Source organism: Pseudomonas sp. GW823-FHT01D03, assembly GCF_058798255.1.
In genome coordinates this window covers 5,870,045-5,888,232 of sequence record NZ_JBXAKK010000001.1, presented here as the reverse complement: position 1 = coordinate 5,888,232, position 18,188 = coordinate 5,870,045, and the positions used below count along the sequence as shown (strand labels likewise).

Genomic DNA, 18,188 nt, shown 5'->3' with positions numbered 1-18,188 from the left:
CTCAGACCTGTTCGAGCGCCTCGTTCAGGGCGCGCTCCAGGTCGGCCTTGTAGCGCAGATACAGATTGCTTGAACTCTGACCATCACCGAGCAGGCCCGAAAGGTCCAGGTCGGTGATGTAGCAACGATAGCGCTCGGTCTCGCGGCGCTGCTCGACGATCTCCCGGGCGACCACGCGAAACAGTTGGTCGCCATGTTCCAGCTCGCTGAATTCCCGTTGATTGCAATACAAGGTGACTTGCACCTCGCGCGGTGCGGCTTTGCCGACGATCGCCTGCACGTCGTAGAACGGTTTGTTGACCGGTGTCTGCGGCGCCGGTCGTGCTTCGACCCGGCGCGCGCGCCCGGGGCCAGAAGGCAATAACTGGTAATACAGGGTTTCGAGGCCGACCGCCGGGCTGCCATCCATTGGTAACAGCGCATCACGCCGATACTGGATCGATTGCAGAAAACGCTGCAGCGGCACCAGCAGGCTCTGTTCATCGTGGTACGGCAAATGCTGTTGCCACAACGCGTTGAACTCATCCAGCACGTACAGTTCGGCCTGTTGTTCGGTGATCCGGTAGAACACCTGAATCGATTCCGGCTGACCCATCGGCAGGATCAGCGCGAGGTCGTGATCCTCCAGCGCCATCGGGTCCAGGTGCAGCGGGCTGTAGCGCGGCTGTTCTTCGCCCAGATAATCGAGCAGCGCCGGCAGGGTGGCGAGAGCGACATGGTTGACCTGGCCCGGCACCAGTTCCAGCACGTGATAGTGCTGTTGCACCTGAATCAGGTAGCGGTGATTGAGCTCGCTGAGCAGCAGGGTCTGCGCGGTGTCGATGACTTCTTCGACGCGGCGGGCAATGAACTGTGCGCGGTTGTGACAGAAGCAGCGCACCTTCAATGACGGCTGCTGCGGGCCGCGCGGCAGATTGTTGAGATAGTCGCGCAGGCAATCGAGCAATGCGTGGGGGCCATCGAAGCGGTTGACCAGCACTTCGTTCCAGCTGTTGAGCGTGACCTGATCGAGGGTCAGCACGAGGTTTTCGCGCACCCCGGCGTAACTCAGCGAGTCGGTGCGCTCGGTGGTCATCAGGATGTTCAGGTCGCGGTGGTGCTTGAGCGGATCGACACCGACGTTGACCAGCATCAGCACTTCGCTCGGCACCGCAGCACGCAGCAACGGTTCTTCGGCAACGGTCGGCAAGGGCAGGGCGATGCACTGCTGCAGGCTGCCGAGCAGGTTGAACAACTCGAACTCGCTCATGTCGCTGGTGCCGGGGTGCAGCGCCAGTCGCGTGCTGCTGTCGATCACACCGTTGCGATGGCACCAGGTCAGCAGTTCGAGCAACTCGCGGCTGCGCTTGATCGGCGCGAAGTGCTCCCACTCCAGCGCGTTCAGGCTGCCGTTGTACAAGCCCCACTGGGTTTGCCCAGGCTCTTTTTTATTCGGCGATTGCACCAGCGTCAGGGTGTCTTCGGCCAGATCCGGGGCGATGCCGGGATTGATGAATTCGACCTTGTCGGCCTTGCGCTCGAACGCGGCGTACAGGCGACGACCGAGTACGTTCAGGTCGCGCTTGTTGATCAGGCTGACGGTCTGTTCGGTGCGGGCGAACTGGGTCAGGAAGCGGTAGCTGTAATTCAGCTCATTGACCAGCGCGCGGCGTTCGGCGCTGACCTGGCGGACTTTCCACTGGCTGCGGCTGTCGAGCAAGGCCAGTTGCCGCTGATCCCAATGCCATTCGTGCGCCAGGCGTTCCAGCAGCGAGCGCTGCCAGCTCTGGGTGCGGCTGTTGCCGGTGAGCTTGCGGTTGACCTTGAGGTACAGTGCGCGTCGCACCAGCTCCAGCCGTTCCGGTTCGTTGCGGGCGCTGAGGTATTCCTCGATGCGTCGGTACACGACCATGTACGGATCCAGCTCATCCAGATCCAGCTGATTGGCGAACACGGCCCGCTTGTAGCGCAGGCTCAGACACTGCACGTTCGGGTGTTCGCTGGCGTAAACCTCGGTCAGCAACAGCTTGAGCACCGACTTGTAGGGCGACTCGATGCCCTTGAACAACTGCCACAGGCCGGCGCCGATGAACTCGCCCGGCGGAATCGTTGCCAAGTGGCCAAGGTCGAGGGTTTCGTCGGCGCGAATGAAGCGCTTTGACAGCAGAGTGTGGGTATACAGGTCGTAAGCGTTTTCTTCGTAGACCGGCACCAGCCACCAGATCGGCGTGCGCCCGGCCAGCCAGATTGCCGTGCGATAAAACTCGTCCAGCAGCAGATAGTGCTGCGTGCTGCCGCAGTTTTCGGAGCTGAGCTGGGTGTCGCGTTCGCCTTTGACGAAGCGCACCGGGTCGATCAGAAAGAAATGCGCCTCGGCGCCTTGGGTCGCGGCCCAGGCTTCGAGGAGCTGGCATTTTTTGTGCAGCTCGGCGAGTTCGTTGTCGCTCAGGTCCGGCGCATGGCAGACCCACACATCCATGTCGCTCTGATCGGCCTGGGCCAGGGTGCCGAGGCTGCCCATCAGGAACAAACCGTGAATCGGTCGTGGCGGGTTGCTGCCGTGGCGCGGCTTGTAGGAAAACGAGCGAGTCAGGCGCTGTGCTTCGGCGAGGGCGGTGGCGTCCGGTTCATAGTTGGACAGCCCGGCTGGCGTGCTGCCGGAAACATAACCCGGCAACAGCGGGTGATTGACGTGGAAGAACAGCGGCAGCAGGGTCAGTACGCTTTGCTGGCGTGTCGACAACCCTTCAAGGGCACGCCCGAGGCGACCTTCATTGAGTTTGAGAAAGCGCGCGCGCAACTGGCTGAGCACCTTGCGGTCGATGCCTTCGTCCAGATCGGGGCGGATTTCATGGGTGCGCGTCATGTCAGCTCAAACCGGCTCGCAGGCTCGGACGAAGAGGGTCTCGGAATGGGAGGCAGTTTAGCCTTTGCGCAGCGGGACTTTTAAGCTGAATTTGTTTTTTGACGTCAGATTTTTAGCGGGGGGCGATCAGGCGGGCCCGCGGAAATCCCGTGGCAGGAGTTCCCGTGGGCAAGGACGGGAAAAATCAGGCGGTTTCCTGCTCTTTCAGAATGGTCAGCACGGTCTGCACATTTTGTGCAGCATCGCGACCGAGGCTGGTCAGATACCCGCCATCGGGCTGGTCGGTGAGTTCTTTTTCAAAGAGGCGTTTGGCAGCGGCAATGTGTTTTGGGGCAGCGGTCTGATGAATTTTCAAACCTTCCTGGGAACTGTCCAGGGGAAAGAGTGCGAGGACTTCCAGTTCGGCAACCAACTCAGGGGTAAGCGACATAAGGACTCCAGACTTTCTAGGAATTGGACGACAGCGTCCCTAAGGTGAACCCGCTTTTGCGGCATGTCCAGTGCTCAGATCAGGGATTTTGTCTTGAGGCGAATTCCAGTGTAGCCCGGGTGGAAGAGGAGGCTGGATGGATACGTTACAAACCTTGTGGGAGCGGGCTTGCTCGCGAAGGCGTTGGGTCAGTCGCCCTGTTCGTCGATTGATCCACCGCCTTCGCGAGCAAGCCCGCTCCCACAGGGGAAATGTGCAGTTACTGCTTTTCCGGTGGTAACTCGGGCAGTGCACGCAGTGCGGTTTCATACCACTCGGTATCGAACGCGCGGTCTTCATCGAGCATCGCGTCAATCTCGTAAGCCAGCACATGCGCCATCAGATTGAGGATCTCTTCGCGCGGAGTGCCCACCAGGGTCAACTTGTTGAACGTCGCCTTGGCCGCTGGCGGGTTGTCGCTTTCGATCTGGTTCTCGATGGCTTCGATCAACGTCGCCTCGGTGAACTCTTCTTCGTCGTTGTCGATGTCTGTCGGCTCGCTCATGGCAGGCTCCTCATGGAAAGGCGCCAGTTTACCCGCATTCAGCGGCGTGATGCTGCTGGCAGGATCGTGGCGGGCGATCTATAAACAGTGACTGCCCACCCCGCACGGCCTGGAGGCTATGTGATGTTCAAGCTCTACGGATTCTCAGTCAGCAACTACTACAACATGGTCAAACTGGCGCTGCTGGAAAAAGGCCTGCCGTTCGAAGAGGTCACGTTCTATCCGGCGCAGACACCGGAATCTCTGGCCATCAGCCCGCGCGGCAAGGTCCCGGTGCTCGGCGTAGACGCCGGTTTCATCAACGAAACCGCGATCATCCTCGAATACCTCGAACAGACCCAGAAGGGCACGCCGCTGCTGCCGAGCGATCCGTTCGAGCGCGCGCAGGTGTTGGCGATTGCCAAGGAAATCGAGCTGTACATCGAACTGCCGGGCCGCGCCTGCTATGGCGAGGCGTTCTTCGGCTCACCGGTGCCGGAGGCGATCAAGGAGAAAACCAAAGCCGAGCTGGTGTTGGGGTTCGCGGCACTGGGTCGCCACGGCAAATTCGCCCCATATGTGGGGGGCGACAGCCTGAGCATCGCGGATCTGTACTTCCTCTACAGCGTGCCGCTGGCCTGTGCGGTCGGGCAAAAGCTGTTCGGGATCGACTTGCTGGCGGAGATGCCGAAAGCCAAAGCGCTGCTGGAGCGGCTTGAGCAGAATCCGCATGTGCAGAAGATTGCGGCGGACAAAGAAGTAGCGATGCCGGCGTTTTTGGCGATGATCGCTGCCAAGAAGTGAGTTTTTTGGCGTTCTGAAGGCCGCATTCGCGAGCAAGCCCGCTCCCACAGGAAATTTTTGTTGGTCACACAATGTTGTGTTCAACATCAATCCAAATGTGGGAGCGGGCTTGCTCGCGAAGCTTTTGACCTTTAGCGACTGGCGATGAGGGCCTGACCGCGAACCACCGCTGCCTTGACCTGCGCCGGCGCAGTCCCGCCGATATGGTCACGGGCATTCACCGAGCCTTCCAGGGTCAGCACGGCGAACACGTCCTGCTCGATCTGGTCGCTGAACTGACGCAGTTCCTCCAGGCTCATCTCGGCCAGATCCTTGCCAGTGTCTACGCCATATTTCACCGCGTGACCGACGATTTCGTGGCAGTCACGGAACGGCAGGCCACGGCGCACCAAGTAGTCCGCCAGATCGGTAGCGGTGGAGAAACCACGCAGCGCCGCTTCACGCATGATCGCGTGTTTCGGCTTGATCGCCGGGATCATGTCGGCAAACGCGCGCAGCGAATCGCGCAGGGTGTCGGCGGCGTCGAACAGCGGTTCCTTGTCTTCCTGGTTGTCCTTGTTGTAGGCCAGAGGCTGGCCTTTCATCAGGGTCAGCAGGCCCATCAGTGCGCCGAACACGCGGCCGGTCTTGCCGCGTACCAGTTCCGGCACGTCCGGGTTTTTCTTTTGCGGCATGATCGAGCTGCCGGTGCAGAACCGATCCGGCAGATCGATGAACTGGAACTGCGCGCTGGTCCACAGCACCAGCTCTTCGGAGAAGCGCGACAGGTGCATCATCGCGATGCTCGCGGCCGAGCAGAATTCGATGGCGAAATCGCGATCGGAAACGTTGTCCAGCGAGTTGCCGCCCACGGCGTCGAAACCCAGCAGTTGCGCGGTGTATTCGCGGTCGATCGGGTAGGTGGTGCCGGCCAGCGCGGCGCTGCCCAGCGGCATGCGGTTGGTGCGCTTGCGGCAGTCGACCAGACGCTCGTAGTCGCGGCTGAGCATTTCGAACCAGGCCAGCATGTGATGCCCGAAGGTCACTGGCTGAGCAGTTTGCAAGTGAGTGAAGCCGGGCATGATGCTCGCGGCTTCGCGCTCGGCTTGCTCCAGCAGGCCTTTTTGCAAGCGGGTGATCTCGGCCAGGATCAGGTCGATTTCGTCACGCAGCCACAGACGGATGTCGGTGGCGACCTGGTCGTTGCGGCTGCGCCCGGTGTGCAGTTTCTTGCCGGTGATACCGATGCGATCGGTCAGGCGTGCTTCGATGTTCATGTGCACGTCTTCGAGGTCGACGCGCCAGTCGAACTGGCCGGCTTCGATTTCGCCCTGAATGGTCTTCAGGCCGTCGATGATGCTGTCGCGCTCGGCATCGGTCAGCACGCCGACCTTGGCCAGCATGGTGGCGTGGGCGATCGAGCCCATGATGTCGTGGCGATACAGGCGCTGGTCGAAGGTGACGGAGGCGGTGAAGCGGGCGACGAAGGCGTCGACGGGTTCACTGAAGCGGCCGCCCCAGGACTGATTGGTCTTGTCAGTGCTCATGAATTCGCTCGTATCGGCTTGAAGAAAGAAGGCGTGAAACGCTGGCGCGGATAATAACAGGGTTGCCAATCCTGTCGCTGACACCGGTCGATACGTTTTTTTCTCATGTGCTCATTCATAGTCGGCGCCGTCTGCAGCGGATTTGCGCAAGGATATTTTTCGATTGAGCAATATCGGCCCGGCAAGCGTCTACAGTTGGACATAAGGGTCGGCGCGACTGCGGATCGCACAAAGGTCCGGACGCCGACTATAAGAAGAGGGGGTGGGTGGATTTGTCCTTTGGCATACCCCGTGAAAAACGCAGGAAACAGCGGGCTTTGAGCAGTACGACCCGGACACTGGCAAATATTGCTGGCCGACGTACGGCACTTTTTGGCGCTCGGGCTAGTCTTAGCGTGGATCGCGGTGACGGACGTCACTTCACCTGTCTACGCTATCCTTGTGCGAGACTCACGCAGGAATCCAGCGCAATATGAATGTCCTGATCGTTGATGACGAACCACTGGCTCGCGAGCGCCTAAGCCGAATGGTAAGCGAGCTCGAGGGTTATACAGTCCTGGAGCCCAGCGCCACGAATGGCGAAGAGGCGTTGGCGCTGATCGACAGCCACAAGCCGGATATCGTGCTGCTCGATATCCGCATGCCAGGCCTCGATGGCCTGCAGGTCGCTGCCCGTCTGTGCGAGCGCGAAACGCCACCGGCCGTGGTGTTTTGCACCGGCCCCGATGAATTTGCCGTGGAAGCCCTGCAGGCCAGCGCCGTGGGCTATGTGGTGAAACCCGTGCGAACCGAACATCTGCATGACGCCCTGAAACGGGCTGAACGTCCCAACCGGGCCCAACTCTCGGCCCTGACCCGTCCCGCCGCCGAAAGCGGTAATGGCCCGCGCAGTCACATCAGCGCCCGCACCCGCAAAGGCATCGAGCTGATCCCGCTGGATCAGGTGGTCTATTTCATTGCCGATCACAAGTACGTGACCTTGCGCCATGAGAGCGGTGAAGTGCTGCTGGACGAGCCGCTGAAAGCCCTCGAAGACGAATTCGGCGAGCGTTTTGTGCGCATCCACCGCAACGCGCTGGTCGCCCGCGACCGCATCGAGCGTCTGCAACGCACACCGTTGGGGCATTTTCAGCTGTTCCTCAAAGGCCTCAATGGTGATGCGCTGATCGTCAGCCGTCGGCATGTGGCCGGTGTGCGCAAGATGATGCAGGGCCTCTGAATCGGCGTTCGCGCACAGTTTCACTTTCTTCTACCGGGCATTGCAGGCCAGGGAGGCCGCGCCGTTTCTGATTCAAGTCAAAGTGGATTTGGCTGAGCTGTTATTATCCGCCGTATCTATTCAGTACGGATTGATCCATGTCCTCTCGCGAAATCCGCATCGCCACCCGTAAAAGTGCGCTGGCCCTCTGGCAGGCCGAATACGTCAAAGCCCGTCTGGAAGCGGCCCATCCGGGTCTGCTGGTGACGTTGGTGCCCATGGTCAGTCGCGGCGACAAGCTGCTCGACTCGCCGCTGTCGAAAATCGGCGGCAAGGGTCTGTTCGTCAAGGAGCTGGAAACCGCGCTGCTGGAAAACGAAGCCGACATTGCCGTGCATTCGATGAAAGACGTGCCGATGGACTTCCCCGAAGGCCTTGGCCTGTTCTGTATCTGCGAACGCGAAGACCCGCGCGATGCTTTCGTTTCCAATACTTATGCCAGCCTCGATGCGCTGCCTGCCGGCGCCATCGTTGGCACCTCCAGCCTGCGGCGTCAGGCGCAACTGTTGACCCGTCGTCCTGATCTGGAAATCCGCTTCCTGCGCGGCAACGTCAATACTCGCCTGGCAAAGCTCGATGCCGGTGAGTACGACGCGATCATCCTCGCGGCGGCCGGCCTGATCCGTCTCGGATTCGAAGACCGTATCACCTCGGCCATCAGTGTCGACGACAGTCTGCCGGCTGGTGGCCAGGGCGCTGTCGGCATCGAATGCCGCAGTGCCGACACGCAAATCCACGCCTTGCTCGCGCCGTTGCACCACGCCGATACCGCTTCGCGCGTGATCGCTGAACGTGCCCTCAACAAACACTTGAATGGCGGCTGCCAGGTGCCGATCGCCTGCTACGCCGTGCTCGAAGGTGAACAGCTATGGTTGCGTGGTCTGGTGGGCGAGCCGAGCGGTGGCAAGCTGCTCAGCGCCGAAGCGCGTGCGCCGCGTGCCAATGCCGAAGCGTTGGGCGTGCAGGTCGCTGAAGCCTTGCTCGGTCAGGGTGCCGACGACATTCTCAAAGCGGTGTATGGCGAGGCAGGTCACGAGTGACTGGCTGGCGCCTGCTGTTGACGCGCCCTGCGGATGACTGCGCGGCGCTGGCCGAGGTGTTGGCCGGGCAGGGGATTTCCAGCAGCTGCCTGCCGCTTCTGGACATCGTGCCGCTGCCGGTCTCTGACAAGATACGTCAGGCACTGGCGCAGCTTTCGGGTTGCAGCGCGGTCATCGTGGTCAGCAAGCCGGCGGCGCGGATTGCGCTTGTTCTGCTGGACGCTCATGGGCTTCAGTCGCTGTCGATGCCGTGGTTCAGCGTCGGTGCGGCGACCGCGCAGATTCTTCGCGATTACGGTCTCGACGTACACTTTCCCGCCGACGGCGATGACAGTGAAGCCCTGCTGCAATTGCCGCGTCTGCGCGAGGCGGTCACCGGGCCCGGCGCGCAGGTGCTGATCCTGCGTGGCGAGGGTGGTCGCGAGCTGCTCGCCGAGCGCCTGCGCGCGCTTGGTGCTAGTGTCGAGTATCTGGAGTTGTATCGGCGTGACCTGCCGGCCTACCCGCCGCAAGAGCTGCCCCGGCGCATCGCAGCGGAACGCTTGAACGGGCTGGTGGTCAGCAGTGGACAGGGTTTTGAGCACTTGCGCCAGATGGCCGGCGATGCCTGGCCGTCAATTGCGCAGTTGCCGTTGTTTGTGCCAAGCCCAAGGGTCGCCGAGCTGGCACGTGCCGCCGGGGCCCGAACAGTTGTGGATTGCCGCGGCGCGAGTGCCGCGGCTTTGCTGACGGCGTTACGGGAGCATCCCGTGCCCGTTCTCTAATGCAAAGGATGGATACGTGAGCGAAACAGCCTTGCCTAAAGATGATGTCCAGCCTGTGATCGATGCCCAGGTTGAAACTCCACCGCCGGCCAAAGAGCCGCGCCGGGGCAACGGACTGGCCATTGTCGCCCTGTTGCTCGGCGCTGCCGGCGTGGCGATCGGTGGCTGGGGTGTCTGGCAGGTGCGTCACCTGCAGACCAACACCGCACAACAGTCAGGCCAAGTGCAGGCACTGAACGATCAGGCGCAGAGCCTCAAGCTCAACGAACAGCGCCTGACCGAGCGCCTCGCGCAATTGCCCGGTGCCGACGAACTTGCCGAGCGCCAGCGTCTGGTGACGCAACTGCAGGGTGATCAGCAGCGCCTCAATCAACGTCTGGAAACCGTTCTCGGCGCCAGCCGCAAGGACTGGCGTCTGGCCGAGGCCGAGCATCTGCTGCGTCTGGCCAGCCTGCGTCTGTCGGCCTTGCAGGACATCAGCAGCGCCCAGGCGCTGGTGCAGGGTGCCGACGAAATTCTGCGTGAGCAGAACGATCCCGGCTCGTTCGCCGCCCGTGAGCAAGTGGCGAAAACCCTCGTCGCCCTGCGCAGCACCGAGCAGCCGGATCGCACCGGTTTGTTCCTGCGCATTGGTGCCTTGCGTGATCAGGTCATCGAGCTGACCGAGCTGGCGCCGGAGTACAAGGATCGCGGCGAATCGCTGCTGGGCCTGACCGCTGATGGCGATGGTGCCAGTCGCTGGGCGCAGTGGTGGGATCAGGTGTCGCGTTATATCCGCATCGATTTCAATGCCGACAAGAACGTGAAGCCGCTGCTGGCCGGGCAAAGTCTGAGCCAGGTGCGCCTGGCCCTGAGCCTCGCGCTGGAGCAAGCGCAATGGGCGGCGCTCAATGGCCAGGCACCGGTCTACACCCAGGCACTGACCGAAGCGCGGGATGTGCTCACGGGCAATTTCAACCCGGACAATCCGCAGAGCAAAATCATGCTCGAACAGGTTGTCGAGTTGAGCAAGCAACCGGTCACGGTCAAGACGCCGGACCTGACCGGCACGCTGAGTGCGGTGCAGGCTTATCTGGAGCGACGTAACGTCAACGCTGAGGAGTCGGTCAAACCGTTCGCCAAACCTGCCGCCAGCACCGCGCAGGAGGCCACGCCATGAAACGCCTGTATGTGATCGTGTTTCTGGTGATCGCGGCGACGGCGGCGCTGGGCCTGGCAATTGCCCAGCACTCGGGTTACGTGCTGATTGCCTACAAGAGCTTTCGCTATGAATCGAGTCTGTGGGCGACACTGGCGGTAATTGCGGTGTTGTGGCTGCTGATCTGGGGCATCAAGGCCTTGGTCGAGCTGGTCATGGCCTCTAGTGGCGTGGTCAACCCGTGGTCGCGGCGCAACCGCAGCCGTCGGGTGCAAGTGGCGATCGAACACGGTCAGCTGGATCTGGCCGAAGGTCGCTGGGCCAGCGCGCAACGCCATCTGTATCGCGCCGCTGAGGCCGAGCGCCAGCCGCTGTTGTATTACCTCGGCGCGGCACGCGCGGCCAACGAACAAGGCAAGTACGAAGAGTGTGATCACCTGCTTGAGCGTGCGCTGGAGCGCCAGCCGCAAGCCGAGTTGGCGATTGCCTTGAGTCATGCGCAGTTGCAGACCGATCGTGGTGACACCGACGGCGCTCTGGTGACCCTGCAGGCGATGCACGAACGGCATCCGCATAACGTGCAGACCCTGCGTCAGTTGCAGCGTCTGCATCAGCAGCGCGGCGATTGGTCGGCGGTGATTCGCCTGTTGCCGGAGCTACGCAAGGACAAAGCTTTGCCTGCGGCCGAACTGGCTGAACTGGAGCGGCGTGCCTGGGGCAACAACCTGTCTCTGGCAGCGCACCGTGACGAGGACGGCAAGGTCGGTCTGCAGTCGCTCACCCGTGCCTGGGAGCAGTTGACTTCCGCGCAGCGTCAGGAGCCGGCGCTGGTGCTGGCATACGCCGAGCAACTGCGTCAGTTGGGTGCTCAGGTCGAAGCTGAAGAAATCCTGCGCAGTGCCCTCAAGCGCAAGTACGACAGCCATCTCGCACGTCTGTATGGCCTGGTGCGCGGCAGCGATCCGGCGCGCCAGTTGCAGACCGCCGAAGGTTGGCTCAAGGAACATCCTGCTGACCCGAGCCTGTTGCTGACCCTCGGTCGTCTCTGTCTGCAAGCCAGCTTGTGGGGCAAGGCGCGGGATTACCTGGAAAGCAGTCTGCGAGTGCAGCGTAACCCTGAAGCCTGCGCCGAGCTGGCGCGTCTGCTCGCGCAACTGGGTGACACCGAGCGCAGTAACCAGCTGTTCCAGGAGGGTCTCGGATTGCTGGATGAGCGTCTGCTTGCCGCGCCGTTGCCGGTGCCGGTTCACGCCTGATAACGCGAGGGAGCATGCTCCCTCGTTAACGTTCAGTGAGCGAAAAATTACCTGTGGCGGGCGTCTTGGGCAAAGTCCTACAACGGACTACACCTATTCCTCTCGCACCTGTCGGGTTTTCCCTACACTTCTGGTGAACTGTCGCCAAGGCCCCGCCTTGAAAGGCTGACAAGCTTTCCTCTACCGTAACTGCCTGTCTCCACTGTTACGGAAAAGCCATGTCGTTGGCCTGTTCACGCTCCTTGTTTTTCACGGCTTTCACTGCAGGGGCCATGGCCCTGGGAGCTTCCTATTATCTCGAATATGCGGTCGGGCTGACGCCCTGCAGCCTGTGCCTGGCGCAAAGGTTTTTCATGGCGTTGCTGGCGTTCTGTTGCGGGTTGGCGGCGGTCCACGGCCCACGGCGTGTCGGCCTGTCGCTGTACTGGGTCGCCGCGCTTGGCCTGAGCCTGGGCGGGACTACGGCGGCCTGGCGACAGGTGTTGTTGCAGAGTGACCCGTTGATGCAGATGACGCGTTGCGCGCCTGATGCCGAAGCGTTGTTCAGCAACCTGCCGTGGTTGTGTGCAACGTTGCGGATGCTTAGGGGCGGTGTAGATTGCGCAGAAATTTCCTGGACGCTGTTCGATTTGAGCATCCCGGAATGGAGCCTGCTGTTCTTTGTGGCGATGTCGATCCTGGCGGTCTATCAATTGCTGCGGCTGGTCTGGAGCGCTCTGCAGCGACCGCTCAGCGGCGAAGCGTCGCACCGCACGCTGGTCAGGGATTAAACACTTGTATGAACTTTATCTCCTGCGTACCTTGAAGCCATAGGCGTGCGGGCATAATCTGGCCCGCACGTGTCATTGGATTTATGTTGCTCGATGACGCTCTGCCCGGTCGGCCTCCAAGCGATAACAGCCAGAAGAGGGGCGCGGGTGTAGAGCAGCATGACCCACAAGGGAAGAGAGATCGCCATGCTCGAAAGTTGTCAGAATGCTCAGGAACGCTGGGGTGGAGTTCATCTGCTGATCGACCGCTGGTTGCAAGAGCGTGAAGAACTGATCGGCGCCTACGACAAGTTGGGTGACAAACCACAGGCTCTGTCCGAGAACCGTAAACCCTTGCTGGAATTCTGCGGCGTGCTGGTCGATTACGTTTCGGCCGGGCACTTCGAAATCTATGAACAGCTGACCGGCGAAGCCAAGGCGTTCGGTGACACGCGCGGTCTGGAACTGGCCGAAACGCTCTACCCGCGCATCGACGTCATCACCGAAAAACTCCTCGCGTTCAACGACCTTTGCGATGAAGGCAAATGCGTCGCCGAGAAGTTCAAGGAGCTCGGTGGCCTGCTGCACGAACGCTTCGAACTGGAAGACTGCCTCATCGAAGTGCTGCACACGGCACACAAGCAGGAAGATCCGGTTCAGGCCTGACAGGTTTCTCGCAGGTATAAAAAACGCGGTGCGCCGAAAGCGCTCCGCGTTTTTTTGTGCCTGCGAATCGGCTGCGATCAGCTTGTTGCGCCGCGCAACTCGACCTCAAACACCAGCGGGGTAAACGGCGCGATCAGATCCCCAGCCCCGTCGGCGCCATAGGCTTGATCCGATGGAATCACCAGTCGCCACTTCGCGCCAACCGGCATGTTCTGCAGAGCGGTACGCCAGCCGGCAATCACGCTGTCGAGGCTGAACCATTGCGGCTGAGTGTTTTGGTCGAACACGGTGCCGTCCGGTAGGCGACCGACATACAACACCTGGACTTTCCCATCCGGGCCGGCCTTGGCACCGGTGCCCGGTGTCAGCTCGGTGAGCAGGATGCCGTCGGCCAGTTCCTTCACGCCCGGTTTGGCCTTTTCGGCGGTGAGAAAACGCTGTTCGTTTTCGATCGCGGCATCGCTCGAAGGCCGCGAAGCGTGTTCGGCGTTCTGCGATTCATGATCGGCGAGGATCTGCTCGATCCGCGCTTCACTCAGCGCCAGCGGCTTGCCTTGATAGGCCTGCTGCAAACCGTCGACCAATGCCTGAATCTGCAATTGCGGCACCTCTTGGCGCAGCCGCTCACCGAGGCTGGCGCCGAGGCTGTAGGCTAGATCGTGAGCGTCGTTCGCGGTGGTTTTTTCCTCGGCGTGAGCGGCGGAAAAAATCATCCAGAGGGATAAAAAAAGGTAGCGCGACATGGGCACTCTCCGTCCTGAGATGCGGGCGATTATGCCAGCGCGAACGTCTGCAACGGTGAACTGCTTTTGTCTTTGCGCAGAACATTTTCGCTTCGTTGCAACGCAACGGTTTCGTTACTGTCAAGATGACCTAGCGGCGGTAACTGCAGAGGTCTAGTATGAGCCGCACTCACGTCAGCCAGGAGGTAAACCATGTCGGCCACCAAGAAGCCTGTAAACACTCCGTTGCACTTACTCCAACAACTCTCGGGCAGCCTGCTCGAGCATTTGGAAAACGCTTGCTCCCAAGCCTTGGCTGATGCTGAAAAACTGCTCGCCAAACTGGAAAAGCAACGCGGCAAGGCGCAAGAAAAACTGCACAAGTCCCGCACCAAATTGCAGGACGCCGCTGCTGCCGGTAAAGCCAAGGCACAGAACAAGGCCAAGGCTGCCGTCAAAGAACTTGAAGACCTGCTCGATGCGCTGAAGGATCGTCAGTCCGACACTCGCGGCTACATTCTGCAACTCAAGCGCGATGCCCAGGAAAGCCTGAAACTGGCCCAGGGTGTTGGCCGTGTGCAAGAGGCTGCAGGCAAGGCGCTGTCCTCCCGCGCTGCCAAACCTGCTGCAGCTCCAGCGAAAAAAACGCCAGCCAAACCAGCTGCGGCAAAAGCTCCGGCGAAAACCGCAGCAGCCAAACCAGCGGCAAAACCAGCAGCCAAGGCACCGGCTAAAACAGCCGCCAAACCTGCTGCAAAAACCGCAGTGAAAAAACCGGCTGCGGCGAGCGCTGCGAAACCGGCCGCACGTACTGCCGCTGCCAAACCTGCAGCGACAAAACCGGCTGCCAAGCCAGCGGCCAAACCTGCTGCGCGCAAAGTCGCTCCGGCAAAAACCGCCGCAGCAAAACCTGCTGCCAAGGTAGCGGTAAAACCTGCTGCGAAAACCGCTGCTGCAAAACCGGCAGTCAAGACTGCGGCCAAACCGGTCGCGGCAAAACCTGCTGCCAAGGTTGCTGCCAAGGTTGCTGCCAAACCAGCGGCCAAGCCTGCCGCTAAAACCGCTGCCAAACCAGCTAGCAAACCTGCAGCAGCAAAACCTGCAACTGCTGCGGCCAAGCCTGCTGCCAAACCCGTAGCCGCCAAGCCAGCCGCCAAGCCGGCTGCCAAGCCGGCTGCCAAACCTGCCGCGAAAAAACCGGCCGCTGCCAAACCCGCTGCCGCTAAACCTGCGACTGCACCGGCTGCCAAGCCGGCCGCTCCAGCGCCGGCCGCCGCACCTGCTCCAGCCGCTTCCACCTCGACCACTACGACGGCGCCAACGCCAGCCGCTGCGTCGAGCGTCAGCAGCAACCCGACCAGCGCTTCCTAAGCGCCGGTTGCCGCGACGCGCAGCACTTGCAGCGCGTCGCGGTTCGGGCTGGCGGTCGATCCCGCCAGACTCTCCAGCCATTGCCCCGACGCTGAGGCGTCATTGTGTGGCCAGTCCTGCGCAACCTGTTCCAGTTGCCACAGCAGGTGCCGTTCGGCTTCCAGCTCCAATGCTTTCATTTGTTCTCGCAGACCCTTGAGTACCGGATCGTCTTCGGCCAGGGTTTTCCATTGAGTGCGTAACGCACGCAGTGGCTGCACCACCTCCCGATCCCAAGGTCTCACCAGCTCTTCCAGTTGCTCTTCGCGCTGTTCGTTACAGGCCACCCCACGTTGTTCCAACCACAGACCGCACAGCAGCAGGCAGACATTGGCCCCCGCCGCTTGCAGTTGCAGGCAGGCAGGTTCCACGCCCGGTCGGGCGTAGGTGGCAAGGGAAAAGCTCCACAGGTCAGAGGACATCGTGCTACTCGCGCCAGTTGTGAGCGAAGCTGGTAGACTCCGCCGCCATTATGATCCGACTTCAGAACCTGACTTTACAGCGTGGTCCGCAACGTCTGCTAGAAGACGCCGAGCTGACCCTGCACGCCGGCCACAAAGCCGGCCTCATCGGTGCCAACGGCGCCGGCAAATCCAGCCTGTTCGCCTTGCTGCGCGGCGAGTTGCACCCGGACTCGGGCGATTGCCTGCTGCCGGCCGACTGGCGAATCGCGCACATGCGCCAGGAGGTCGACACCCTCGAGCGCCTGGCGGTCGACTATGTGCTCGATGGCGACCTGCGTCTGCGCGAGGTGCAACGTGACCTCGCGGCGGCCGAAGCGGCCCACGATGGCACGGCTCTGGCCCGCCTGCACGCGGAACTCGACAGCGCCGACGGCTATACCGCCGACGCTCGCGCCCGCAAACTGTTGGCAGGCCTCGGGTTCACCAACGAGCAGATGGATCGTCAGGTAGGAGATTTCTCCGGTGGCTGGCGGATGCGTCTGAACCTGGCGCAGGCCTTGATGTGTCCGTCGGACCTGTTGTTGCTCGACGAACCGACCAACCACCTGGATCTCGACGCGATCATCTGGCTCGAAGAGTGGCTGAAAAGTTACCCGGGCACCTTGCTGCTGATTTCCCACGACCGCGACTTCCTCGATGAAGTGGTTGACCACGTGGCCCACGTCGATCAACGCAAACTGACCCTCTACCGGGGCGGCTATACCGCGTTCGAACGGGCCCGTGCCGAACGTCTGGCCCAGCAGCAGCAGGCCTACGAGAAGCAGCAGGCGCAACGTGCGCACATGGAAAGCTACATCGCCCGCTTCAAGGCCCAGGCCACCAAGGCCCGTCAGGCGCAGAGCCGGATCAAGGCCCTGGAGCGTATGGAAGAGCTGTCGGCGGCCCACGTCGATTCGCCGTTCGATTTCGTGTTCCGCGAATCGACCAAGATCTCCAGTCCACTGATCGACCTGTCCGATGCGCGCCTGGGTTACGGCGACAAAACCATCCTGGAGAAGGTCAAGCTGCAATTGACCCCGGGTGCGCGGATCGGTCTGCTCGGGCCGAACGGCGCCGGTAAATCGACCCTGATCAAGAACCTCGCCGGCGAGCTTGAACCGCTGGCCGGACGTCTGACCCGTGGCGAGAACACCGTGGTCGGCTACTTTGCCCAGCATCAGCTCGATTCGCTGGATGCCAAGGCCAGCCCGTTGCTGCACTTGCAGCGTCTGGCGCCGACCGAACGCGAGCAGACCCTGCGTGACTTCCTCGGTGGTTTCGATTTCCGTGGTGCACGCATCGACGAGCCGGTGCTGAATTTCTCCGGTGGCGAGAAAGCGCGTCTGGCGCTGGCATTGATCGCCTGGGAACGGCCGAACCTGTTGCTGCTCGACGAACCGACCAACCACCTCGACCTGGAAATGCGCCTGGCGCTGACCATGGCGCTGCAGGAATTCAGCGGCGCGGTATTGGTGGTGTCTCACGATCGGCACTTGCTCAAGAGCACCACCGACAACTTCTACCTGGTCGCTGACGGCAAGGTCGAAGAGTTCGATGGCGACCTCGAAGACTACGCGCGCTGGCTGGTGGAATACCGTCAGCGTAACGCCCCGGTCAGCAACACCCCGGTCAACCCGGACAAGACCGACAAGAAGGCCCAGCGCCAGGCCGCCGCCGCGTTGCGTCAGCAGCTGGCGCCGCACAAGCGTGAAGCCGACAAGCTCGAAGCCGAGTTGGGCAAACTCCACGAAAAACTCGCCAAGGTCGACGCCAGCCTCGGTGACAGCGACATCTACGAGCCGGCGCGCAAGAACGAGTTGCGTGATCTGCTGGCCGAGCAGGCCAAATTGAAAGTGCGCGAAGCCGAGCTGGAAGAGGCCTGGATGGAAGCGCTCGAGACGCTGGAAAGCATGCAGGTGGAGCTGGAGGCGTTGTCTTGATGGAGGCTTTCAAGCTGCCATTGCCGGCGGTGTGGGTCGAGCCGCTCTGGCTCGGTGCGCAGATTCTGTTGATCCTGTTGGCCGGTTACTTCGCCCAGCGCGTCGTCGCCCGATTCCTCACGCGTCTGGGTGAGCGTTATCCGTTTCCGCCGCAGTTGCTGATGCCGCTGCGAGGTGTCCTGCGCTGGCTGATCATGGGTAGCGCGGTGATTTTTGTGCTGGAACGCCTTGGCGTATCGGCCACGGTGCTGTGGACGGCACTGTCGGGTTTCGTCGCGGTGGCGGCGGTGGCGTTCTTCGCGATGTGGAGTGTGCTGTCGAACCTGCTCTGCGCGATTCTGATCTTCACCGTCGGCCCGTTCCGCCTGGGCGATGTGGTCGAGCTGGTGGATACCACCGACAAGCCCGGCGTCAAAGGCCGGGTGGTGGCGATCAATCTGCTCTACACCACGTTGATCGAGGCTGAAGAACTCGGGACGGGCAGCGCCATGGTGCAAGTGCCGAACAGCCTGTTCTTCCAGCGTTCGGTGCGGCGCTGGCGTGGCAGCGATGTGTTTCCTTCCAGCGGTTTCGAAAAGTAGTCCGCGGGCGTCTGATCTGACGCCTTCGCGAGCAAGCCCGCTCCCACATTGGATTTGTGTCGATCACAGATCCAATGTGGGAGCGGGCTTGCT

The 18,188-nt window shown here is 61.6% G+C and carries 17 protein-coding genes and 1 pseudogene; 12 read left to right on the top strand and 6 right to left on the bottom strand.

Translation table 11 applies throughout. From position 1 onward, the window contains the following. Nucleotide 1: 1 nt before the first annotated feature. The 3 genes from AC1RBR_RS26200 to AC1RBR_RS26190 all read right to left on the bottom strand — a co-directional run bounded on the left by AC1RBR_RS26200 (nucleotide 2) and on the right by AC1RBR_RS26190 (nucleotide 3,819). On the bottom strand, nucleotides 2-2,845 hold the full coding sequence (locus AC1RBR_RS26200) for a class I adenylate cyclase (protein ID WP_492567201.1): 2,844 nt from the start codon (nucleotides 2,843-2,845) through the stop codon (nucleotides 2-4). A 184-nt stretch (nucleotides 2,846-3,029) separates the two neighbouring features. Then, complete coding sequence (locus AC1RBR_RS26195) at nucleotides 3,030-3,275, bottom strand: TIGR02647 family protein (protein WP_095137662.1); 246 nt, start codon at nucleotides 3,273-3,275, stop codon at nucleotides 3,030-3,032. Nucleotides 3,276-3,534: 259 nt separating this feature from the next. Continuing rightward, nucleotides 3,535-3,819 (bottom strand): hypothetical protein, encoded by a 285-nt coding sequence (locus tag AC1RBR_RS26190; RefSeq protein WP_492567199.1) that lies wholly within the window; start codon nucleotides 3,817-3,819, stop codon nucleotides 3,535-3,537. 123 nt (nucleotides 3,820-3,942) lie between these two features. On the opposite strand from AC1RBR_RS26190, the gene AC1RBR_RS26185 reads away from it, so the two are divergent. Next, nucleotides 3,943-4,602, top strand: coding sequence for a glutathione S-transferase family protein (locus tag AC1RBR_RS26185; protein ID WP_492567197.1), 660 nt, complete (start codon nucleotides 3,943-3,945; stop codon nucleotides 4,600-4,602). Between the two features lie 131 nt (nucleotides 4,603-4,733). Here AC1RBR_RS26185 and argH read toward each other — a convergent pair whose 3' ends face one another. Continuing rightward, complete coding sequence (gene argH, locus AC1RBR_RS26180; protein ID WP_027610449.1) at nucleotides 4,734-6,128, bottom strand: argininosuccinate lyase; 1,395 nt, start codon at nucleotides 6,126-6,128, stop codon at nucleotides 4,734-4,736. Between the two features lie 335 nt (nucleotides 6,129-6,463). Between argH and AC1RBR_RS26175 the strand changes: the two are divergent. The 8 genes and pseudogenes from AC1RBR_RS26175 to rsd form a co-directional block, all read left to right on the top strand. Further along, nucleotides 6,464-6,604: pseudogene (locus AC1RBR_RS26175) on the top strand (sensor histidine kinase); the annotation flags it as partial. Further along, nucleotides 6,601-7,347 carry a LytR/AlgR family response regulator transcription factor gene (locus AC1RBR_RS26170; RefSeq protein WP_003229385.1) on the top strand — a complete coding sequence of 249 codons (747 nt, stop codon included), beginning with the start codon at nucleotides 6,601-6,603 and terminating at the stop codon, nucleotides 7,345-7,347. The pseudogene AC1RBR_RS26175 and the gene AC1RBR_RS26170, both read left to right, overlap by 4 nt. Before the next feature lie 137 nt (nucleotides 7,348-7,484). After that, complete coding sequence (gene hemC / locus AC1RBR_RS26165; RefSeq protein ID WP_492567194.1) at nucleotides 7,485-8,426, top strand: hydroxymethylbilane synthase; 942 nt, start codon at nucleotides 7,485-7,487, stop codon at nucleotides 8,424-8,426. After that, nucleotides 8,423-9,190, top strand: a complete 768-nt coding sequence (locus AC1RBR_RS26160; RefSeq protein ID WP_492567192.1) for a uroporphyrinogen-III synthase — start codon at nucleotides 8,423-8,425, stop codon at nucleotides 9,188-9,190. Before hemC ends, AC1RBR_RS26160 begins: the two co-directional genes overlap by 4 nt. Nucleotides 9,191-9,206: 16 nt before the next feature. Beyond that, on the top strand, nucleotides 9,207-10,349 hold the full coding sequence (locus AC1RBR_RS26155; protein WP_492567190.1) for a uroporphyrinogen-III C-methyltransferase: 1,143 nt from the start codon (nucleotides 9,207-9,209) through the stop codon (nucleotides 10,347-10,349). Then, the gene (locus AC1RBR_RS26150) at nucleotides 10,346-11,584 is read left to right on the top strand and encodes a heme biosynthesis protein HemY (RefSeq protein WP_095137656.1); all 1,239 of its coding nucleotides are present in this window, start codon (nucleotides 10,346-10,348) and stop codon (nucleotides 11,582-11,584) included. Before AC1RBR_RS26155 ends, AC1RBR_RS26150 begins: the two co-directional genes overlap by 4 nt. 218 nt (nucleotides 11,585-11,802) lie before the next feature. After that, entirely contained in the window at nucleotides 11,803-12,354 is a 552-nt protein-coding gene (locus AC1RBR_RS26145; RefSeq protein ID WP_492567188.1) for a disulfide bond formation protein B, read from the top strand. Between the two features lie 186 nt (nucleotides 12,355-12,540). Continuing rightward, entirely contained in the window at nucleotides 12,541-12,999 is a 459-nt protein-coding gene (gene rsd / locus AC1RBR_RS26140; RefSeq protein WP_095137654.1) for a sigma D regulator, read from the top strand. Between the two features lie 77 nt (nucleotides 13,000-13,076). Here rsd and AC1RBR_RS26135 read toward each other — a convergent pair whose 3' ends face one another. Beyond that, nucleotides 13,077-13,742 (bottom strand): FKBP-type peptidyl-prolyl cis-trans isomerase, encoded by a 666-nt coding sequence (locus AC1RBR_RS26135; RefSeq protein ID WP_481396058.1) that lies wholly within the window; start codon nucleotides 13,740-13,742, stop codon nucleotides 13,077-13,079. A 192-nt stretch (nucleotides 13,743-13,934) separates the two neighbouring features. Between AC1RBR_RS26135 and AC1RBR_RS26130 the strand changes: the two genes are divergently transcribed. Further along, nucleotides 13,935-15,092, top strand: coding sequence for an AlgP family protein (locus AC1RBR_RS26130; protein ID WP_492567186.1), 1,158 nt, complete (start codon nucleotides 13,935-13,937; stop codon nucleotides 15,090-15,092). Here AC1RBR_RS26130 and AC1RBR_RS26125 read toward each other — a convergent pair. After that, nucleotides 15,089-15,553, bottom strand: coding sequence for a TIGR02444 family protein (locus tag AC1RBR_RS26125; protein ID WP_492567184.1), 465 nt, complete (start codon nucleotides 15,551-15,553; stop codon nucleotides 15,089-15,091). The genes AC1RBR_RS26130 and AC1RBR_RS26125 overlap by 4 nt on opposite strands. A gap of 50 nt (nucleotides 15,554-15,603) precedes the next feature. On the opposite strand from AC1RBR_RS26125, the gene AC1RBR_RS26120 reads away from it, so the two are divergent. Beyond that, nucleotides 15,604-17,514 carry an ATP-binding cassette domain-containing protein gene (locus tag AC1RBR_RS26120; protein ID WP_492567182.1) on the top strand — a complete coding sequence of 637 codons (1,911 nt, stop codon included), beginning with the start codon at nucleotides 15,604-15,606 and terminating at the stop codon, nucleotides 17,512-17,514. Further along, nucleotides 17,514-18,095, top strand: a complete 582-nt coding sequence (locus tag AC1RBR_RS26115) for a mechanosensitive ion channel domain-containing protein (RefSeq protein WP_115985857.1) — start codon at nucleotides 17,514-17,516, stop codon at nucleotides 18,093-18,095. The genes AC1RBR_RS26120 and AC1RBR_RS26115 overlap by 1 nt, the downstream gene beginning before the upstream one ends. The last annotated feature ends 93 nt before the right edge of the window (nucleotides 18,096-18,188 follow it).

Bases quoted from the DNA above. Each gene is read 5' to 3' on its own strand.
- AC1RBR_RS26190 (WP_492567199.1), bottom strand. From the start codon at position 3,819: ATGAGCGAGCCGACAGACATCGACAACGACGAAGAAGAGTTCACCGAG.
- AC1RBR_RS26145 (WP_492567188.1), top strand. From the start codon at position 11,803: ATGTCGTTGGCCTGTTCACGCTCCTTGTTTTTCACGGCTTTCACTGCA.
- rsd (WP_095137654.1), top strand. From the start codon at position 12,541: ATGCTCGAAAGTTGTCAGAATGCTCAGGAACGCTGGGGTGGAGTTCAT.
- AC1RBR_RS26130 (WP_492567186.1), top strand. From the start codon at position 13,935: ATGTCGGCCACCAAGAAGCCTGTAAACACTCCGTTGCACTTACTCCAA.
- AC1RBR_RS26195 (WP_095137662.1), bottom strand. From the start codon at position 3,275: ATGTCGCTTACCCCTGAGTTGGTTGCCGAACTGGAAGTCCTCGCACTC.
- AC1RBR_RS26170 (WP_003229385.1), top strand. From the start codon at position 6,601: ATGAATGTCCTGATCGTTGATGACGAACCACTGGCTCGCGAGCGCCTA.
- AC1RBR_RS26135 (WP_481396058.1), bottom strand. From the start codon at position 13,742: ATGTCGCGCTACCTTTTTTTATCCCTCTGGATGATTTTTTCCGCCGCT.
- argH (WP_027610449.1), bottom strand. From the start codon at position 6,128: ATGAGCACTGACAAGACCAATCAGTCCTGGGGCGGCCGCTTCAGTGAA.
- AC1RBR_RS26200 (WP_492567201.1), bottom strand. From the start codon at position 2,845: ATGACGCGCACCCATGAAATCCGCCCCGATCTGGACGAAGGCATCGAC.
- AC1RBR_RS26115 (WP_115985857.1), top strand. From the start codon at position 17,514: ATGGAGGCTTTCAAGCTGCCATTGCCGGCGGTGTGGGTCGAGCCGCTC.
- AC1RBR_RS26150 (WP_095137656.1), top strand. From the start codon at position 10,346: ATGAAACGCCTGTATGTGATCGTGTTTCTGGTGATCGCGGCGACGGCG.
- hemC (WP_492567194.1), top strand. From the start codon at position 7,485: ATGTCCTCTCGCGAAATCCGCATCGCCACCCGTAAAAGTGCGCTGGCC.
- AC1RBR_RS26125 (WP_492567184.1), bottom strand. From the start codon at position 15,553: ATGTCCTCTGACCTGTGGAGCTTTTCCCTTGCCACCTACGCCCGACCG.
- AC1RBR_RS26120 (WP_492567182.1), top strand. From the start codon at position 15,604: ATGATCCGACTTCAGAACCTGACTTTACAGCGTGGTCCGCAACGTCTG.
- AC1RBR_RS26185 (WP_492567197.1), top strand. From the start codon at position 3,943: ATGTTCAAGCTCTACGGATTCTCAGTCAGCAACTACTACAACATGGTC.